This window comes from Bradyrhizobium sp. sBnM-33 (assembly GCF_032917945.1).
In the GTDB taxonomy this organism is placed as follows: Bacteria; Pseudomonadota; Alphaproteobacteria; order Rhizobiales; family Xanthobacteraceae; genus Bradyrhizobium.
The window spans coordinates 3881475-3900287 of record NZ_CP136624.1 but is presented as its reverse complement, the minus strand read 5'-3'; the positions used below and the strand labels follow the sequence as shown (position 1 = coordinate 3900287).

Sequence of the window (18813 nt, the reverse complement as noted above, 5' to 3'; positions counted from 1 at the left end):
AATCGTGATTCTAGTCGATTGTGATTGTCGCACCGTCCAGGAAGTGACCGCGATAACCTAGGGATGCGAGCAGCTCTTTGACTTGCCGAGAGGAGACACCGCACCGGCCTTGATGGTTACTTCAAAATCAGCCCCGTCAGGTCGCTCCGAAGCGCGCCCCGAAGTTTGCGAGCTGACGACCGACGTTTGTCGCTGAGTTCGCGACGAGAAGGCGCGCCAATGAAGCGCGCCGGCATTCTATCGCGAATCGAAATATGTTGCCGAACTTGAAATTTGGCCATTGAATTCAATGGATTTTTTGTCCTATCAGTTTCGCGACCAGAGCCGCACACCCATAATCCAAGATCGCCTCGCACCGTTCGAATCGCTCTCCATAGCGTTGGTAAGTTTTCCACCTCATCCATTTCGGTTTGGGCGGAAAATCCCAATCTTCTGGATCAAACCCGCTGACAGAGCATAGCCGGGCGTTGAGCTTGGATTGCACGTAATGTGCGCGGCTATCTCGATCCAAGAACTGCGACGCGTATGCCACCTGCCGCCCCCACGTCCCGCGGCTGCAAAATTTTCGGGCTCCCGGCGGTTTCCAGAGAACGGTGGCCAGCCGATATGTCGCTGGGCACAGAAAAAACCACTGATGGGCCGCCGAAATGGCGACGCCGGGAGACTAGCGTTATCCGCTGGACAACCTCGCCCAGCTCAACCTTGAGCCAGGCGTGACAGGCGTCCGTCATGTCGGCGCTGATGAGCCCTCGCGCAATCTCTCCCCAATAGGAATGCTTCCAAGCGATGCCTTTCACGCCGATATTCGCCCCGAATTTTATGAAGCTATTTCGAGCGAGGCGATTGATGTCGAGCTTCAATCCATCCTGCAAACAAACACGCGACCGGGAACGCGACATTCCTTGCTCCTTTTTGACAATAGTCCGCCTTCCGCGTCCTCCCCCTCCCCATTGCTGGAGAGGAGAGCGGCCTAGAGGGGGCACATCTCAGCACCGTATACTCAGGACTGCCTTTTTTCGGTGGCCAGCCGCTCCCCGCCACGCATACACCGCGGCAACGCTGGGGTTCGTGGTCCTAGCTATCCCTCAGCCCGCGCTCGGGCAGTCGGGCCGTCGGAAGGGCTTGCGCCTGAAGTTCCGGCGGTGCATTTCCGGTTGTTGTGGTCCGGCAACCTGACGGCTAATCGCGTCCGCGAGGCAGAGGAATTCAAGTGCGCGGACGTGGACGGGATAGTCGCCAAACCAACCCGTTCAAATTCCGCGCTCAATCGGCGATTGCCGGGCGCCCCTCTCCCAATTTCAGTGAAGCCCCGCGCGGCCACGACGGCCGGCAGTTTGCCAAAGCGGCAAAAAGCTGAATTCCCTCAGGACCGGCCCATACGGCGGTTTGCCAAGCTAAGTATGTGAGATATAGCGCTGTGCTAGTTCTGCTGGGATCGCCACTAGTTCTGACGATCAATCAACAACTTGGCATGATCCTCGTTTCGTTCTGGCGGCCAAACCGTGTTGCGCGGCGCTGCAAGCCAGTGACAGCAATTCCAAGACGGTACAGGCAACTACAAGCGGCTCCACGCAATACGAGCGCAACACAGCTTTTCCTGCTTCGTTCGCATCGGAGTGGGATAGCGAAACGATCGGCCTTGTCGTGCTGGTCGTCGCGCTGGCAGCCCTCTTCATTGCCGCCAAGCTGTCGCCGTGCAGGAAGCGCCCGCCAGGTGAAGAAAAACGGCCCTAGCGAAAGCGCCAGAGCCGTCCACTTCCGGCGGGAGCCTGTTTGGCGACGCAAACCGGAAGCCATCGCATCGACCCTTACAAGCCAACATCGTTCCTAATAGCGGCCCGGCGCACGACGGTAGCGGACGACATGCGCCGGGCCTTGCCACTGCGAGGCGCCCCGAAATGGCCTATTCAGGCTGGGTCTGATTCTTGGCAGAATTGGGCACCTCGAATCCCGGCGGTGGTCAGATGAAGCTTGGCCTATCCGTGTTCATTCTCGCTTCAAGCTTGCTTGCAGGTTGTGCGAGCACCGGCAGCAACCCGGTGGCGGACATGCCGTCGTGGATGGGCGGGCTGCCCGCCGACGCGCCCCCGAGACCCGGCACCCCGGCCTATGATGCGTGGCAAGCCGAGCGAGCTAAAGAGGCTGCCCGCCCAAAGGGAAAGGATGCCGCTCGTTGACACGGCGGGCGCCGCATTTCGCTTAGCCGACGCCGTAGGGCTTGTTGAGAAAGTAGTCTCGGTTGCCCAGCGCTTTCTCGGCGTACTGGTCGATCGCAACGGTGATCGCCTGGACGTGCTGATAACAGTACCCCTCGCGCGCCGCGCGCTGCCGCAGTTCAACGAGCGCATCGAGCCACGCCGAATTGTCCGCCTTGTCGTCGTACCATTTCAGTTGATCGCGCATCACCAGCTCCGGCCCCCAAGCACGCGTCCCTTCGTTGGACCGTCCTGCTCCTTCTTCAGCCGGTCCCGCTCGTCACAAAGGCGCTCGATCTTTGCCAGCATCCGCCGCAGCAAAAGCTCAGCCGATGCAGTCGAGATGCCGGCGCGCTGAAGCTGGAGGTTTACTTACGCTGTCTTCCGAGTTGGACGCGCATGTGCTCGATCTCGGAACGGACGTGATCTAGGCCCATAGCTCTCCTTCAATGTTCTCTGGATTACTCGGACGAGCCCCTCGGCATGGCGCCCGAGCTGGTCGTAGAGGCGAAGCCGCCTGAAAAGGATCTCGATTTCACCGGCGTTTTTCATTATGCGACCAATAGTACAAAACGTGAACGAGATGACAAGCCGCTAGCAGTAGGCTGTGCTGGGCGTGGAACACCCCAAGATTATTGCCCGAGTATTTTATTGCCCTGGTCCGCACCGTTTGAAGATCCGATTCCGCTCCGTTGGCTCCTCACCTTGCGGGACGCCGCCAGCTACATCGCGAAGCTGTCGAAGGCAGAGCACTCCGTGCCGGAATGGCAGGCGGCGATGGAGGCGCTGATCCTTGTGGCGGAGAACGGCGGCCCAACGATGCTGGCCAGGATCGGCATCATGCGGGCGTTGAACCGCGGCCATGTCCGCGAGTTTACCGAGCCAGGGAAAAAGCATCATTGGGGGCGCCGGAAGCTAAAGAGAGACCAATGAAAACGGTCTGGATTTACGTAGATACCAGCAAGCAGGTCGGCGACCGTGACCATCTCAAGGTGTTTGCAAACTCGGACCTTGCCGATGAGTGGTTTCTGGTGAACGATCCTGAAGGCGTCGTGTTTGAATACGAAGTCATAGGCGCCGTGGATGAGGAAACCGGGTAAGGCCGCTGACGGCATCGCCAAGACCGAAGGTTGATCATCACAGGAAATGCCCGGCTGCGGGCAGTGATTCGATATGCGCGGCCTTCGTCAAGTGTTCGAGCATATTCATGACGCGGGCGACCCCGATCACCTCAAGGTCTTTGCCAGCGAGGACGCCGCGGAAAATGGTTTGAGGAAAACGACCCGGAACGCGTGGCCTTTGAGTACGAGGTTCTGGAATGAACCGGATCGGCCGCCGGACTGCATATGCTTGTGATCCTGGTGCTGGCAATTGTCTGGCAGGCGCCAAGGTCGCTGTAGGACCGCCAACTGAGGCAGCCTTACTTCTCCTGATCCGGCAGCAAGTTTCCCAATGAGGTAGGGGGTTGCAGTCCGGGCGATCTCAGCCACTCATTGATGTGAGCGGCCGTCTCAGCCTGGCGAGCCCGCCTTAGAAGTAGTTCCCGGGCCGTGCCGTGAGGGAGCTTATCTGCTGCCTCTTTAAAGCGTCGGGCCTCTTGCGCCAGTCGCTCTTCAAACGTCTTCTCGTGTTTGATGCGTTCCCCTTTTCCCATGGCGCTGCCTCCCTATGAGGCCATTTAAAATGCCCCGCCCCTCGTCCGTCTGTCCAGTACCAGACTCTACATCGACTTCGGGAAAAACCGGAACGGGCGGAAGTTCAACGCGTTGATGCAGGCGCTGGCTGTCCCCGCTAGCGCATTGGAATGACGGCCCCAGCCATCAGCCTCGCTGGGGCCGTTTGTTTCTCAAACGAAAGCCCGGCTTTGGGCCGGGCAGTTCGAGACTACTTTCATCGCGCGAATGATTATTTCTGCTGAAATGAGTATTGCGTGCTGAATCGAGAAAATTAATCTCTGAAGTCTGCACTGCATGCGGCACAGTCTCTCCGTAAGAATACGGTGGAACCTTCACTCACGGGAAAACTTGGTAGTTGCCGCCGAATGGCTCACGCCCCGAGTGTCGGCGTTGAAATGGCGACCCTGGCGCCTTAGCCCCGGCGCTGGGGCCGTTCCCATTCAGACACCGACAAGCCGACGGAATTGATTTATCCGACTCTCAGATTTTCGGCGGATTCTTTCCCGCGGTTCGCCACAACTTCATAGCTCACCTTCGCGCCCTCGTTCAGATTGCTGAGACCTGCTCTCTCGACGGCCGAGATATGGACGAACACGTCCTTGCCGCCAGTGTCGGGCTGAATAAATCCATAGCCCTTTGTCGCGTTGAACCACTTCACTGTGCCTGTCGCCACGTCAATTCTCCCCATCGATTCGAAACACGGAGTGATGGTGACAGAAACCCGGCAAAAGAAAGGGCCCGCGGAGGTAGCCATTGCACGCAAAAGCAGCCGCTGGGTTGAGACAGCGACGGCTCTACGCATTACTCTCGCGAGTGATGACCTCCGCGATTGCTTTGAGCTTACGGGCCCGAAGTTAACGAGGGGTTGTTGTGTCGGCTCAGCCGCCATCGCTCAAACCTGAGCTTGAGCGGGCGATCAGGAGATGGATCAGGCGAATTCGACCCCCGCGATATTCCGGCACCTGATAGCTCGCGCGTGATCCACAATCAGCGTGGCTATCCGGTGCATTTCGTTTAGGGCGCTGTCCGCGTCCGGTTGAGCCAGCATGATACATAGCAGATTGCCCTCGTCGATGATGGCGGCGCAATCCTCTTCGGTTTTCTCGCTCATAGGACACCCCCATTTGCGGCGGCTGTTGCTTCGCCTCGTCCGGGTCGTCGTCTTCGCGGTCGGCGTCGTCCTGCTCGGCATCGGTGTCGGCCTCGCCGAACGTTTGCCGATACGACTTTTCCTAGTTCATCATCCGATCGAAAGAGCCAAGCGACGGCTCGTCATCGCCGACCGCCTCCCGGTCGCCGTCATCCTCCAATTCGCGGGACACGTAGTTGTCCGTCTTGTCGAGGAATTGGATTAGCCGGTCTATCTCGTCTCTGGCTTGCTTGCGGAGTCGCCCTACAGCAATGAATACTTCCTCGGGCGAAGCATCTGCCCGGACGTCCAGCCAAAAAAGGCGGGGCCGTCCCGCAACGGGGCGTGATCCCGTTTCCGCAGTGCGATTGCCTGTTGAGCTCACCGCTGAAGTAGACAGCTGGGCTGAACAACATGAGACAACTCGCTCCGAAGCCATCCGCCGCCTGGTGGAAATTGGATTGTCTAAGTCTTCGGGGATCAAGAAACCCCGCGTTCTTTCAACAAGCAAACAGGGCGCCGCTCGTGCCGCCGAGCTGGCAACCAAGATGATCGACAAACGCATTGAGTCCGGAGCTTCAGCAGAAGAGCGAGAAGTCCGAAAACGGAAGCTGGTGGAAGGGCCGAGCGCCTTCCGAAGCACCCGCAAAGATCGGTGAGACGCTGATTGCGCCGGCAGATGCAGAGCCTGAGTCGCGGCGGACTGGTGGCCTCTTCGATTGCAGGTTGATTGGTCCGAAGAAGAATGGCGCGAGCGCCGGAGCACCGAGGCCGTCCCAAGTTACCTTCCCGCTCCGGTTCCAGAGTCAGAAGCCGAACCGACGATCGGTGTGGGCAGACCTAGACTCGCCGCTCGTTCCTGAACGGAGGGCAGGCAATGGGACAGAAGGTCCGCGTTTCAAAACGGAAACCAAAGCCACTATGGACGCAGCAACGCTTAGCTGAGCTCGAGGCGGAATTAGACAAGCTAAAGCAGCAGGTCCGTGTGGCTGACACCGCCAAATCCAGGACATCCCGATCACCACGATTGCATGCTTAGGCCAGTGCGGTGCGCACCTGGTGGATGATGCGAACGACTGTTCGCCGTAGAGAGACCGCCTTCGGGCGGTCTTTTCTTTGCGTGTTCCAGAATTAACCCGCAGCGCGGATATCAAGCTTAACGGGCGAGTTTCGTTGCTGCAGCAGACAAACCGAATAAGTTCAGATCACCGGACAACAATTCCCCCAAGTTGTCCGGCCACATCGGCAAAGCCGTCAGGCGCGATTGCCCTCCGCTTGGCGGCTTTGTTTCGACTCTTGGCGGGTGTAGCTCAATGGTAGAGCGTTGGCTTTCAAGTCAAAGATGCCGGTTCAATTCCGCGCTCCCGCACCAAGGCTAATGAGTACCGCCTTCGGTCCTTTTGTTTTCCCAGTCCTGCCAATCCGCCGGTTCGGCCGGCCGCAGATCAGCCGCCGGATTATCTACGGTAGCCGCGCGCGTCCCGCGGAACTACATTTGGCGGCGGCATCGAATTTCTTTGGGAGGGCGTGAGATTGAAGTTTCGGCTCGTAGTGTTCGTTGCTGCCCCGGGCTGCTGAGTCCAACCCTCTCTTCGTATTCCAGGTCCCGCGGGGCCGAATGGCTCGCCGAGACCGGTTGATGTGTTGCCTGTGCCCGCGCTGCCTTGCGCGAGAGCAATTGCCGGCGAAATGAGAGTTGCGACAAAAATCCCAGCTATGAGCGATCGTGTGGCCATCGCATTCTCCTTCTCGGGTAATGCATTCCAACTTGGGAAAAGCCGACCCGTTCCGTGCTGACCGCTGAGTAATCGACCTTGATCGGGCTCGGCGCTGATCACCCACCCTCTCTCAAAAGAGATCCGACATGACGAGCACGATGGGCAACGTCTGTTCTCGCTGGCAGAACGGAAGTGCTGGGGACGGGCTGTGAGTTCAGCTAATAATTCCGGGTCTGGGTGTCAAGCTCTCCACGATCATCCTTGCCGGGCCCACTGTTCTCTCCGCGGTAGGGGTGAACCCTCCGCATGATGGCGTAAGGTGACGTTGGCGGTTCAATGTTGCAATCGCGGTCGTCCTTTCCGACGCTCGCACAAAATCTGTCGAACTCACCATCGCCATCGTCCCGGCTGGGACGTCTTTTCCCGCCGTTTGGCAGAAACTCTGTAATGCCCTCGCTAGGCAGCAATTTCCTTTTTCGACCAGTTGAACTCGGTTCCGTCGATCCACATGCGGTGCAGAATGACCGCGAGCTTACGCGCGACTGCGACCTTTGCCTTGCGGAGTCCGTTGCGCTTGACGAGCCTAACCCCCCAAGCCTTCACGGCGGACCACTTCGGGACGCGCGTCAGCAGAACCCCGGCTGCTTCAAACAGGTAACTTCGTAGCATCGCGTCGCCGCACTTCGAGATGCGACCTGACCAATCGAGCTCTCCGGAGGCGTGGCGTCTACTGGTTAGCCCGACATAAGCACCTACGCTTCTCGATCGCGCAAACCGTGCCGGATCGTCAATCGTTGCCTTGAAGGCGAGCGCGGTGATCGGACCGATCCCAGGCATCGTCATAAATCGGCGGACCTGCGCATCATGGCGGGCCAGTTTCATAACCTTGCGGTCAAGCTCGCTAACCTGCTGCCCAACGGCATTGCGCGCTTCGAGCAGCGGTCTGATCGCAGCTATCAGCTCAGGACGGCCCTCGATCAACTCCTCGGTTCGTACGGCGAAGACATTGAACGTGGCGCGGCCGATGACAAGACCGAGGTTCTTGAGAAGGCCGCGAACATGGTTCTCAAGATCGCGCTTGATCTTGACCAGCAGCGCCCGACTCGCCAGCAGCGCCCTGACCGAATGGCTGTCGATATCCTTGACGTGCACCTCTTTGAACCAGCCGGTCTGCATGATGCGGGCGATCCCGATAGCATCGTTGCGGTCGCTTTTGTTGATCTGCATCTTGAGCACGGCCTTGGCATGGCGCGCGTCGATACAGATCACCGGTAGGCCAAGCTGCTTAAGTTCGGTCCACAGCCAGGTGGACGTTGGGCCGGTCTCGAGGCCGATGCGTACTGCATCCGGCGCTTTTGACCTCACGTAAACTGAGATCGCCTCAGGATCTGAATCGACCACGCCCTCTCGCACGACCGACCCCGTCTGATCGACCACGCAGATCGATGTCTGCTTCAACGATACGTCCAGTCCGACATAGTATTCCATTGCCGCTCTCCATCGTTGCGAGGCCACATGAGGCTGGCCTCTTACGTTCCTGGAGAGCTGATTCCTTTGCCTTTTGTCTGGCTCGATCCCGGAATTACCCCATCTTGCAAAAGTCGAAAATCGAACGACCCCGAAAATCTCGCGAAAGGTGAATTTCAGGAGAGCTGTAACGTTGTGAAGCCAAATCACGCCGCTACGCAGGTCCGTGGTCGTTTTTCCGAGGAACGACGTGGTCTCTCTCACGTCGCCACGTGCAACACGCGTCAGCGTCCCTGAAAATTTTCGTTCGTCACCCCAAAAAGACTTTTACAACGAAATCGACCCAAAGCGGACATGGCCGAATTCGATTTTCAAAAAGTTTATCGCCAGAGGTATGCTGGTAGATTGTAAGTCAATTACGCTGATTGATTTGGTCGTCTAGTACACTCAACTATTGGCTGCGCAGAACAAATAAAAAGAAACGTCGGCCAAAACCGATGGGCACGGCGCGATTGGCGGAGGATACAATGCAAACACTCGCGCGCGCGGCCCATTCAAAACACTGATCGGATTTCGGAGAGACCGCCGCGAGGCGATCTTCCTCTTTCGCGACTCGTCTTCTCGTAAATGGTCATACCGCACTCCTCTACGTTTTGCGGACTGCTACTGATTTCAAACAGGGAGTCCTCTCATGAAAAAACCGTCAGCCAAAGCGCGTGGCAAGACTAAGCGACCCAACAAGGTTGATTTCTTCAAAGCGCGTGGCAAGGCTGTGCGCCCCAAACCCTTCGAGAACAACAAGGTCGATTTCTCCGAATTCAAGACGCACCCTCCGGCGAGTGACATCGCGAAACTGGCTTTGCCGGCTGGCAAGGTCTGGCCGCAACCAATCGAGGTGCTCAGTCCCACCAAGACGGTCGGGCTCGGCGTGACAAAACTAAACCTCGGCTACGGTGCGGGCGATTTCGTGACTCGTGCCACGACCCCTTACATTCACTTCAGCGATTCCTAGAATGCCGCCCATCTGGCGAATGTTGATGTGAGATTCGACCCTAGCGCCTATGGGATCACATCTGTCGCCAACTACGTCATAACAGTCAATATTTATCTCTACAAAAACGCGGTGTTTACTCTGCAGCGCACTGGGTATCCTTTCCCCACTCTTAATTGGTTTTCGCTCCAGCCGGGGTGGTGGAGTTTGCAGGTGCCATTGCAGGACATCTCGCCCTCGTCCTACCCATATGCTGTCCTGATGCAGAGAACACTCCGTGCGAAATGGACGTGGTTTTTCTCAGCGATCAAGTATCCCGACATCGTCCTTCCGTTTTGACGCTTCGTAGCCGCGGCTGGGCACGTACTCGCCGAGATGACCTGCGTTGCAACGCAAGTCCGCTATTGGGCACTCAGCGTACATCACATCCGCCATCGCCGATGTCCGTTCTTGGGACCGGACGGCGCTGTGGTCAGGGTATGCTGGCCATGGGCGATGATGCTGCCGGGGTCGTCAATGTGGGCGGGTGGCGACTGCAACGCTTGAGCGATAGACATTGACAAGTCGCGTCATTCGTCTTGCATTCGATAGTACAGCCGCACGTCACCGGCTAGGCTCGCGCGGATCTGACGGGATTGCATTCGACTTTGAACCAAGGCACCGCCCCAACGAGTTTTCGACGAGGGTAGCCTATCGGCGCCGGACTAACATCATTCCCGCATATCGCGGATGTTCTCCGCATTGCGATAGTCGCTGTTAGGTCAGCAGGCTAATCGTGCTGTGGCTGACATTATACGACCGGGCGATCTCGGTTAGTACCTTTCCGGCCTCCCGACGAGCGATCGCTTCCTTGAGCTGATGGCCGGCGGTAGTAGCTCACTCTTTAGCCCGCCGGCTGCCGTTTCGCGCTTGAGCGGGGCGGGTCGCAATCCAAGCACTGAAGCCTGCCTTGTCCTTGGCCATGGCCATGGCCACCGGGAGGCAGCGCCAGTATCAGGAAGGCCCCACAGCCAGAGCATTGCCCGCCAGCTTTGTCTTGCGTTGTGTCCCTGCGCTGTCGCAAGCTCGCGTGTCAGCGCGGCGCTGCGCGCGCGTTTCTCATCCAACGCTTGACGATGTTGCGCCGTGTTCGTGGTCAGCTCTTGCCGCGCGGCGGCCGCCTCCTGCGCGAGGGCGACCGTTTTCTCGCGCTCCTGTTCGAGCGATTGTGCGCTGTTCGCGGCTTCTGTTTGCTCGAGCTGCCCCATTTCCTCGCTCGCCTTGCGCAACAGCGCCGCCTGGGTCTCAATTTCGCGCTGCGCCGTCGCAAGTTCGCTCCAAAGTGCGGCACGGCGTGCGCGTTCCACATCCAACGCTTGACGATGTTGCGCCGTGTTCGTGGTCAGCTCTTGCCGCGCGGCGGCCGCCTCCTGCGCGAGGGCGGCCACTTTCTCGCGCTCCTGTTCGAGCAATCGTGCCCCGTTCGCGGCTTCTGCCTGCTCGAGCTGCCCCATTTCCTCGCTCGCCTTGCGCAACAGCGCCGCCTGGGTCTCAATTTCGCGCTGCGCCGTCGCAAGTTCGCTCGCCATTGCGGTACTGCGTGCGCGTTCCTCATCCAACGCTTGACGATGTTGCGCCGTGTTCGTGGTCAGCTCCTGCCGCGCGGCGGCCGCCTCCTGCGCGAGGGCGGCCACTTTCTCGCGCTCCTGTTCGAGCAATCGTGCCCCGTTCGCGGCTTCTGCCTGCTCGAGCTGCCCCATTTCCTCGCTCGCCTTGCGCAACAGCGCCGCCTGGGTCTCAATTTCGCGCTGCACCGTCGCAAGTTCGCTCCAAAGTGCGGCACGGCGTGCGCGTTCCACATCCAACGCTTGACGATGTTGGGCCGTGTTCGTGGTCAGCTCTTGCCGCGCGGCGGCCGCCTCCTGCGCGAGGGCGGCCACTTTCTCGCGCTCCTGTTCGAGCAATCGTGCCCCGTTCGCGGCTTCTGCCTGCTCGAGCTGCCCCATTTCCTCGCTCGCCTTGCGCAACAGCGCCGCCTGGGTCTCAATTTCGCGCTGCGCCGTCGCAAGTTCGCTCGCCATTGCGGTACTGCGTGCGCGTTCCTCATCCAACGCTTGACGATGTTGCGCCGTGTTCGTGGTCAGCTCCTGCCGCGCGGCGGCCGCCTCCTGCGCGAGGGCGGCCACTTTCTCGCGCTCCTGTTCGAGCAATCGTGCCCCGTTCGCGGCTTCTGCCTGCTCGAGCTGCCCCATTTCCTCGCTCGCCTTGCGCAACAGCGCCGCCTGGGTCTCAATTTCGCGCTGCGCCTTCGCAAGTTCGCTCCACAGTGCGGCACGGCGTGCGCGTTCCTCATCCAACGCTTGACGATGTTGCGCCGTGTTCCTGATCAGCTCTTGCCGCGCGGCGGCCGCCTCCTGCGCGAGGGCGGCCGTTCTCTGCCGCTCCTGTTCGAGCGATTGTGCGCTCTTCGCGGCTTCTGTCTGCTCGAGCTGCCCCATTTCCTCACTCGCCTTGCGCAACAGCGCCGCCTGGGTCTCAATTTCGCGCTGCGCCGTCGCAAGTTCGCTCGCCAGTGCGGCACGGCGTGCACGTTCCTCATCCAACGCTTGACGATGTTGCGCCGTGTTCGTGATCAACTCTTGTCGCGCGGCCTCGGCCTCCTGCGCGAGGGCGGCCGTTCTCTGCCGCTCCTGTTCGAGCGATTGTGCGCTCTTCGCGGCTTCCGCCCACCGCTGCACATCGAGCCCCTCGATGGTACGCCGGGCCTCGGTCAGCTCTTGCGCCAAAGCTCGGATACGTTCGTCCTTCAGAGATTGTTGGGCTTCCGGCACGGCCGCCACCGCGACCTGCTGGGCCTGCAGCGCTTCCTCGGGCGCGCTGGCCTGATTGGCTTCGATCTGCCGGGCCGCCAGCGCCTCGCGCTCCCGCCGCACCTCACCCAAATCGCTCGATAGTGTTTCGGACCGCTGACGCTCCTGCTGCTGGGATTGTCGCAGTTCCGCGATGGTGCTCTCCACCGCCTGCTTCTGCTGCACGGCATTGACTGCCTTTTGCGACTGCGCCGCCTGCGCCTCGAGTTCGCGCTGCGCCGTTGCAAGTTCGCTCGCCAGCGCGGCGCTACGCGCGCGTTCCTCCTCAAGTGCTTGGCGATATTGTTCGGTGCTCAGCTCTTGTCGCGCGGCGGTGGCCTCCCGCGCGAGGACGGTTATTCTCTGCTGATCCTGTTCAATCGACTGCGCGGAATTCGCAACCTCCGCCTGTAACTGCCGATCGAGTCCATCTATAGCGCGCTGGTTCTTGGCAAGCTCATTCGTCAAGCTCTCTGTAGACTGTCCGGTCATCACAGATTGTCGCGCCTTCCGACGGGGCGCTTCCACAGCCTGATTGACCTGCGTTCCTGCGTTGACTCTGGCATGATCGGCCTCAGCCCGCTGCCGATGCGCCAAGTTAGTCTTATGCGACTCCTGTCTCGGCACGAGAGTTTCTGAGTGGAAGACCTCAAAATAAAGAGAGTCGAAGATCTCAAAATACAGACCCATCAGACCGAGCACCAGAAAGACCACCGTCAGGATCGAAAAAGCTGCAGATCGCCGCGGCTTTCTCACGTTCTCGCGCAGAAAATATTGGTAGTCGCCATGCCTTTGGTGCCAATGCGTCGGTGTAATTTTGCTTACCTCGCCGTTTTCGCTGACCCAACTACCTGCCTCAGCGGACCAGTAAGCGACGTCATAGGTTCCGCTCGCGTCATCTTCGAGAATGACGGTGGTGCCATCTCTAGGTGCGGTCTCAATCGCCTGGCGCATGAAAGACGCCTCCCGAACGGTTATCGGGCAATTCTTCTCAACAGAAACCTAGATGATCGCGGCAGCTTTGGCTGAGTACTCGAAAGAGATCCGGAGGAGCGTTGAGCGACCGGCGTAATTTTCATGGGCGCGGCCTCCCATGTTGTAGACCTCGATAGATTTAAAACCTGCGATCAGGTTCCCGTCTGCCCCATTGTGAACACAAGGGAATTACGCAACTACATTTTTCAGCAACAGCCTAGCGAGCGAATGGGCAGCTCCGCGAAGAGTTGGTCGCGGTCGGCGGCCAGGCCTTCAACATCGATTTGCCCGACCTTCGCCGTCGTCATCGGTGCCCAGGACCGCGACTTCAATCTTGTAGTGCGTGAGAGGCGCTTCCTGACCATTACTGATCTTGATTATGCTGGCTGACTTGACCAGTCCGTCACCTTTGATCTGGACCATCAAATCGACGTCCCCCATGTGGGCATTCGAGCCATGATGGCCGCGGTTCTCGTCTTTTCCGGGATGGCCAATGAGCTCGATGGTCCGGCAATGATCGCGCGGATCGGAGTCATGCGGGCATTGAACCGCGGCCAGGTTCGCGAGTTTAACCCATCTCGCAAGGAACCCCATTGGGGACGCCGCATGGCGCGAGATCGATGAAAACAGTCTGGATTTACGTCGATACAAGGAAACAGGTCGGCCCGGAATCGTTTGCGGCTGTTCCGCTGATGGGGTGGCATAACACCGGCATTTACTTCACGTTATTCGTTAGACGTTTGGCTGGAAATCGCGTAGCGTTGTTGCCGCGGTCAAGCGATTAGCGTGTCTGCGAGCTGCCCAAGAATGGGCGACGCAGCGAAGTCTCCGCTTCCATCAAATGGCAGCCTAGGCACAAATCTATTTAGAAATTTGATTCACGAATCGCATCGTGAAACCCGCGCAGGCGCGCAGTCTGCTTATCGCGTCGTGCCCAGCAGGCGACCCTTCAGAAAAAATAAAGGAGCTAAAATGACAGAGCTTCGAATAGATGCGGGCAAAGCAGAACGAGTAATCACGCAAATCTTGCGCGAAGAAAAGGGCATACCTCCAGCCGATGCAGCCGCCGTGGCTGCAATTATTTGTCGGCGGCTTACGACGGCGATGCCGACGAGCCCGTCATTGGATCGCTATCGGATCATTCCGAGAGAGCCTCCAGATGTCGACGATTTCGCGATTGCAGTGGCCCAAAAGCTCACTGAAGGGAAGAGTGAGCTTTGGAACGCAAGCGAACTTTGGGAGCTTGTTTACAATCAAGGTCGCTATCTTCGCGCGAACTAGTCACGGACCAAGTTCAATGCCTGCTACTGCTCGTTGCCCGAACGCATCCGCCACCGGCCGCAACGCCTCGACCTGCTCGCGACGTAGCTCCAAGCGTTGGCCTGCATTACTGCACTCGAGCACGATAGCGCCGTCGTGCAGGCGCACCACGACCCGGGACATCAGCTCCAAGCGCTTCCAGCAAGTCTGCAAGGCCAATAATTGCTGTTGATCCAGTTTTGCGGTGGCGGTCAGCCGCGGCCCCTAGTGCGCCGATTAGGGCATCGTTCCGTTCATGGCACTTTTGAGACATGCCGACGCTCACGATGATGTCGGCTCTGTGGTGCAGAGCAGACGAAACGCGGACCTCCCCAAACCATCGCGATTGCCCCACTCCGGACCTCGCGCTTATTGGATCGCATTCCGAAAAGCGGGTCGTGCTCGCCGCGAACGTCAGCTTTGGCCAGTTCAAGACCCGCCCGTCACTTGAGCGATGCCATTTTGACAATTGATTTGCGCGCCCTGCTGGGTGCAGCCTATCCCCTCGCGGGCTTGCAAGCTTCGCGATTGTCCCGGCGTTGCGTTCGAAGGAGCGCACGAAAACACCAGGATGAGGGCCAAGAACCCTGGGAGGGTGTCCTGTAACGTTTCGAACGGCCCAAGCAAAGACGGAATCTGCTGGGATAGAAGGCGGCGAAGCCGGCCACAGCTGCGTTTCGGCGCCGCGGACATGATCATGATCGGGGGTAAAATTCGTCGGTTCGCCGGCGTCCGAAATCGTGATCGGGAAACCACAATCGCGAATATCTGGCTCAAGCCAGGTCGCACCAGCTGACCGTAGCGGCTGCGCCGCGTACCAGATGACCTGTCTCGAAAGGAAGTTTCCCGCCCATTTCTAACCTGATCCGCGACGAGCTTAGCCGTCACAAGCCGGCCTGAAACGACCTTTCGCGGAGGGCCTGAAGCGTTCCGCGGGGTGATCCACATCGGCCACATTTCAGGAGCGAGCGTGGATCCGGTTGCAACTTTAGCGGTAAGACGACGCTCAAGCTGCCGCAATGTTCGCAGTGGAGCGCGTACTTCTTCGTGTCTGTCTGGGTAATGGTCTCGTCCAGTTTCATAAATTAATCTATTTTAGATTGAGCCAGTTGAGCACTCAACCAAAGGGAATTTACAAGTTTGATATTGTCACCATTCGGCCGCGTCAAATTAGATCGCTGTTTAAAAGCTTGCTACGGGTAAGCGCATTTAACCCTAATAGTCATCTGCCTCTTCACGTCCAAACCAACTCGCCGGCTTTCGTTCGCTGCCAACAAAAACTAATGCCTGGGCTCGATCTTTGGCCGCTTTAATGCCCCCGCCATAAGCCTTCGCGTATAGGTCGCGTGCCTTTGTCGTATCGCCCGGGGTCCTACGTGTCCTCCATGTCGCGAGGACATTCGGATCATAAGTTTCCGCTAGGGCGAAGGTTGCTTGAGCGTTACCTGTTTCGGCAGCCCGCTCGAGCACGACTCGCGCCGCGCTGATATTTCCCTGGCCGACTAGTGCTTTGGCACGCGCCAGCAACCCGGCCGCTGCACTTCCGGTCCCCTGGGTAGACACTGACTGCTCCGTCGCACCCGAACCTGCAGATTGCCTCGTGGTTTCAGCATTCGGCGTGATCCCCTTGGGCTGTCCAGGCTTGTGATGCACAGATGGTCTCAGTTCGGCCTTCGCGTCTTCGACCGCCTGATCTGGCGCGGTTTCACCGCTCTTTTGGCGCCGCAAATTTCCGGCGAAATCAGACCTAACGGTCTCAATGTGCTTGGTTCGCGCGGCCTCCTCGCTCGTTTTGCCTGGCGTAGCTACCTGTGCATCGGCACTCTGACGCACTTTCGCCAGTTGGCTTTCTAGCGCCTGAGCCTCATCTCGCTGCTGCACTCGTTGCAATTCCGCCGTCGCGGTTTCGGCTACCCGCTTAAGCTGCTCAGCTTCATCGTCCTTTTGGCGCGACAATGTCGCCAGTGCCTTGAGCTCCCGCCGCACCTCAGCCAATTCGCTCGATAGCGCTTCGGCCCGCTGACGCTCCTGTTGCTGAGACTGTCGCAGTTTCGCGATGGTGCTCTCCACGGCCTGCTTCTGCTGCACAGCCTCTTCGACTGCCTTTTGCAAGGCCTGGATCTCGACCTCGCGCCGTGCCAGTTCACTCGCAAGCGCGGCGCTGCGTGCGCGTTCCTCTTCGAGTGCTTGACGATGTTGCTCAGTGCTCGCGGTCAGCTCTTGTCGCGCGGCGGTGGCTTCCCGCGCGAGAGCGGCCGACTTTTTGCGTTCCTCCTCGTTCGATTGCGCGCTCTTCGCAGCCTCCGCCTGCTTCAGCCTTGCTGCTTCGTCGCTGGACTTGCGCAACTGCGCCGCCTGCGCGTCGAGTTCGCGGTGCGCCGTTGCCAGTTCGCTCGCCAGCGCGGCGCTGCGTGCGCGTTCCTCTTCGAGTGCTTGACGATGTTGCTCAGTGCTCGCGGTCAGCTCTTGTCGCGCGGCGGTGGCCTCCCGCGCGAGGGCGGTTATTCTCTGCTGATCCTGTTCGACCGATTGCGCGGAATTCGCAAGCTCCGTCTGTAACTGCCGATCGAGCCCATCTATAGCGCTGTGGTTCTCCGCAAGCCCATTCGTCAAACTCTCCGTAGACTGTCCGGTCATCACAGATTTGCGCGTTTCCCGAGGGGGTGCTTCCACAGCCTGGTTGACCTGGGTTCCTGCCTTAACTCGAGCTTGATCGGCCTCGGCCCGCTGCCGAAGCGCCAAGTCGGTCTTATGCGAGTCCTGCTTCGGCAAGATGGTTTCTGAGTGGAAAACCTCAAAATACAGAGAGTCGAAGACCTCAAAATACAACCCCATAAGACCCAGCACCAGCAAGCCCACTGCAATCGGAAAAGCTGCAAATCGCCGTGGCTTTCTGTCGTTCTCCTGCAGAAAATATTGGTAGTCGCCATGTCTTTGGTGCCAATGCGACGGTGTAATTTTGCTTGGCTCGCCGTTTTCACTTATCCATCTACCTGCCTCGGCCGACCAGTAAGCGACGTCATAGGTTCCGCTCGCATCATCTTCGAGAATGACGTTTGTGCCATCTCTAGGTGCCGTCTCAATCGCCTGGCGCATGAAATACGCCTCCTGAAAGGTGGTCGGGCAATTCTTCTCAACAGCAAATCTAAATGGCCGCGGCTTGGCTGAGCACTCCAAAACGATTCGGACGAAGGTGTTAAGCGACCGGCCTAATTGTCTGGGCACCACCCCATGCCGTAGAGCTCGATGGAAGCTGCGGATCAGGTGCCCGTCTGCCCCGTTGTGAACACAAGGAATTACGAAACTACATTTTTTCAGAAATAGCCTAGCACCCAAGCATTGGTACCGGGCGAAGGGCATTCGCTCGAGAAACGGCAGGCAAAGCTTTAGCCAAATGAACATGGGGCCCAGAGGTCTCGAGGGGAGAAGTAGTAGTGTTCCGGAACTCGGTCGATTGTTTAGAAAGCCATGCAAGACGGCCTCAGCGGGGTCTCCTAAGGCAATGGTCTTTTCGTTTGGACGGCAAGGTCGGGCACACGCCTTCGCGGTGATCGGTGAGACGATCTGCTTGATGAACAAGGTCGCGATCGGGCGCGTCGTGCTGACCAACCGCGAACACATCTTCGCGCGCACAGCGAAGTGGAGCAAAGTAGACAATGCAATTCCCTCTCCACGGGACAAGGTTCCAATCCGAGAAGCACGCGTACCGCCATCGTTAGCCGCACCGCGCCCGCTCGGTGACCCAGAGGCGCGTCCTCGCATTAATCGCGCAACAGCACGGCCTCCCGAAGGGTCCGGCTCGAGCCTAAGAGGGTGAGGAGCCCCAGCGCCATCAGCAACACGCCAAGCCAAGTTGCCGTCCTACCCCGCCCGTCATCAGCCGCCTCGGCAATGGGAAAGGCGATTGGCGCGGCCGGAGGCACGGAAGCGGCAACCGCGTAGCTAGCCGCCGGTGCGGCCGCCAGAAGCGTCTCCGCGTCGATCTGGCGCGGCGTGGGGTGATCGGGCGTGAGCTGATCGGTCACGAGGTTTTCGACGGACGGCGCTGGCACGAAGGCCGCGCCCCCCGCAGCGAAGACGGAAGCGGCATCGACCACCTTGAGCTCGGGAGCGGGCCGTATCGAGTTCTCCGCCGGTGCGGAGCGCAGCAGCTCGGCATGCGCATCCACAACCGCCTTCCGCTCTCGCCGCGCGGCCTCGTTCTCCTCGGGAGCGGCGACACGAGGCTCCGCGCCGCCATTACGAACCTGCTTCTTCACCCTCGCAATCCCCTCAGCGGCGTGGAACCAGCATTTGCGGCGGCCTTCCAAACGTAGACCCAGTGCTGGCCAGCCGTCGTCGACTCGCCGGGCCGTGGCAGGCATTCCTGTTCCGTGGAAGCGGGGGCAGTGGCTTGCCGAGGGGCGGCAGCATTAAAGAACTCGGCCAAAGCATTCGAAGATGCAGGCGAAGTCGGCAGACCTGCGAGAAGGACAAAAGCGGCGATGCAAAATCGCAAATGACCGGACATGGAAACCCCGGTGTTGCACTCCCCA

Annotated in this window: 15 protein-coding genes and 1 pseudogene; 7 read left to right on the top strand and 9 right to left on the bottom strand. The window is 59.1% G+C overall.

Going from position 1 to position 18813, the window contains the following annotated elements; genetic code table 11:
• Window positions 1–497: 497 nt before the first annotated feature.
• Both RX328_RS17790 and RX328_RS17785 read right to left on the bottom strand, forming a co-directional pair.
• Window positions 498–899: a hypothetical protein gene (locus RX328_RS17790; protein WP_213256490.1), complete on the bottom strand. Its 402-nt coding sequence runs from the start codon at window positions 897–899 to the stop codon at window positions 498–500.
• A 1300-nt stretch (window positions 900–2199) separates the two neighbouring features.
• Entirely contained in the window at window positions 2200–2403 is a 204-nt protein-coding gene (locus tag RX328_RS17785; protein ID WP_213256492.1) for a hypothetical protein, read from the bottom strand.
• Between the two features lie 275 nt (window positions 2404–2678).
• On the opposite strand from RX328_RS17785, the gene RX328_RS17780 reads away from it, so the two are divergent.
• Window positions 2679–3128, top strand: coding sequence for a hypothetical protein (locus RX328_RS17780; RefSeq protein ID WP_312018142.1), 450 nt, complete (start codon window positions 2679–2681; stop codon window positions 3126–3128).
• Complete coding sequence (locus RX328_RS17775; protein ID WP_213256494.1) at window positions 3125–3295, top strand: hypothetical protein; 171 nt, start codon at window positions 3125–3127, stop codon at window positions 3293–3295. The genes RX328_RS17780 and RX328_RS17775 overlap by 4 nt, the downstream gene beginning before the upstream one ends.
• A 1045-nt stretch (window positions 3296–4340) precedes the next feature.
• On the opposite strand, the gene RX328_RS17770 is transcribed toward RX328_RS17775, so the two are convergent.
• Window positions 4341–4544: a cold-shock protein gene (locus tag RX328_RS17770; protein WP_063791761.1), complete on the bottom strand. Its 204-nt coding sequence runs from the start codon at window positions 4542–4544 to the stop codon at window positions 4341–4343.
• A gap of 255 nt (window positions 4545–4799) precedes the next feature.
• Window positions 4800–4982 (bottom strand): hypothetical protein, encoded by a 183-nt coding sequence (locus tag RX328_RS17765; RefSeq protein WP_213256496.1) that lies wholly within the window; start codon window positions 4980–4982, stop codon window positions 4800–4802.
• Window positions 4983–4995: 13 nt separating this feature from the next.
• Here RX328_RS17765 and RX328_RS17760 point away from each other — a divergent pair, with 13 nt between their 5' ends.
• Both RX328_RS17760 and RX328_RS17755 read left to right on the top strand, forming a co-directional pair.
• On the top strand, window positions 4996–5226 hold the full coding sequence (locus RX328_RS17760; RefSeq protein ID WP_213256498.1) for a hypothetical protein: 231 nt from the start codon (window positions 4996–4998) through the stop codon (window positions 5224–5226).
• A 142-nt stretch (window positions 5227–5368) separates the two neighbouring features.
• On the top strand, window positions 5369–5659 hold the full coding sequence (locus RX328_RS17755; RefSeq protein ID WP_213256500.1) for a hypothetical protein: 291 nt from the start codon (window positions 5369–5371) through the stop codon (window positions 5657–5659).
• Between the two features lie 1515 nt (window positions 5660–7174).
• Here the strand turns inward: RX328_RS17755 and RX328_RS17750 are convergent.
• A complete protein-coding gene (locus tag RX328_RS17750; protein WP_317258540.1) occupies window positions 7175–8206 on the bottom strand; it encodes an IS110 family transposase in 1032 nt (343 codons plus the stop codon).
• A gap of 670 nt (window positions 8207–8876) precedes the next feature.
• On the opposite strand from RX328_RS17750, the gene RX328_RS17745 reads away from it, so the two are divergent.
• A complete protein-coding gene (locus tag RX328_RS17745; protein WP_213257037.1) occupies window positions 8877–9197 on the top strand; it encodes a hypothetical protein in 321 nt (106 codons plus the stop codon).
• A gap of 791 nt (window positions 9198–9988) precedes the next feature.
• Here RX328_RS17745 and RX328_RS17740 read toward each other — a convergent pair.
• Together RX328_RS17740 and RX328_RS17735 are read right to left on the bottom strand one after the other, a co-directional pair.
• Window positions 9989–12958: a hypothetical protein gene (locus RX328_RS17740; protein ID WP_317258764.1), complete on the bottom strand. Its 2970-nt coding sequence runs from the start codon at window positions 12956–12958 to the stop codon at window positions 9989–9991.
• Window positions 12959–13252: 294 nt separating this feature from the next.
• Window positions 13253–13573, bottom strand: coding sequence for a hypothetical protein (locus RX328_RS17735; protein WP_213257033.1), 321 nt, complete (start codon window positions 13571–13573; stop codon window positions 13253–13255).
• A gap of 378 nt (window positions 13574–13951) precedes the next feature.
• On the opposite strand from RX328_RS17735, the gene RX328_RS17730 reads away from it, so the two are divergent.
• Window positions 13952–14260: a hypothetical protein gene (locus RX328_RS17730; protein ID WP_213257031.1), complete on the top strand. Its 309-nt coding sequence runs from the start codon at window positions 13952–13954 to the stop codon at window positions 14258–14260.
• 1233 nt (window positions 14261–15493) lie between these two features.
• Here the strand turns inward: RX328_RS17730 and RX328_RS17725 are convergent.
• Window positions 15494–17374: a hypothetical protein gene (locus RX328_RS17725; protein ID WP_213257030.1), complete on the bottom strand. Its 1881-nt coding sequence runs from the start codon at window positions 17372–17374 to the stop codon at window positions 15494–15496.
• A 416-nt stretch (window positions 17375–17790) separates the two neighbouring features.
• On the opposite strand from RX328_RS17725, the pseudogene RX328_RS43720 reads away from it, so the two are divergent.
• Window positions 17791–17906 (top strand): annotated as a pseudogene (locus tag RX328_RS43720) (Ku protein); the annotation flags it as partial.
• A 133-nt stretch (window positions 17907–18039) separates the two neighbouring features.
• On the opposite strand, the gene RX328_RS17720 reads toward RX328_RS43720, so the two are convergent.
• Window positions 18040–18537 (bottom strand): hypothetical protein, encoded by a 498-nt coding sequence (locus RX328_RS17720; protein ID WP_249727304.1) that lies wholly within the window; start codon window positions 18535–18537, stop codon window positions 18040–18042.
• Window positions 18538–18813 lie beyond the last annotated feature (276 nt).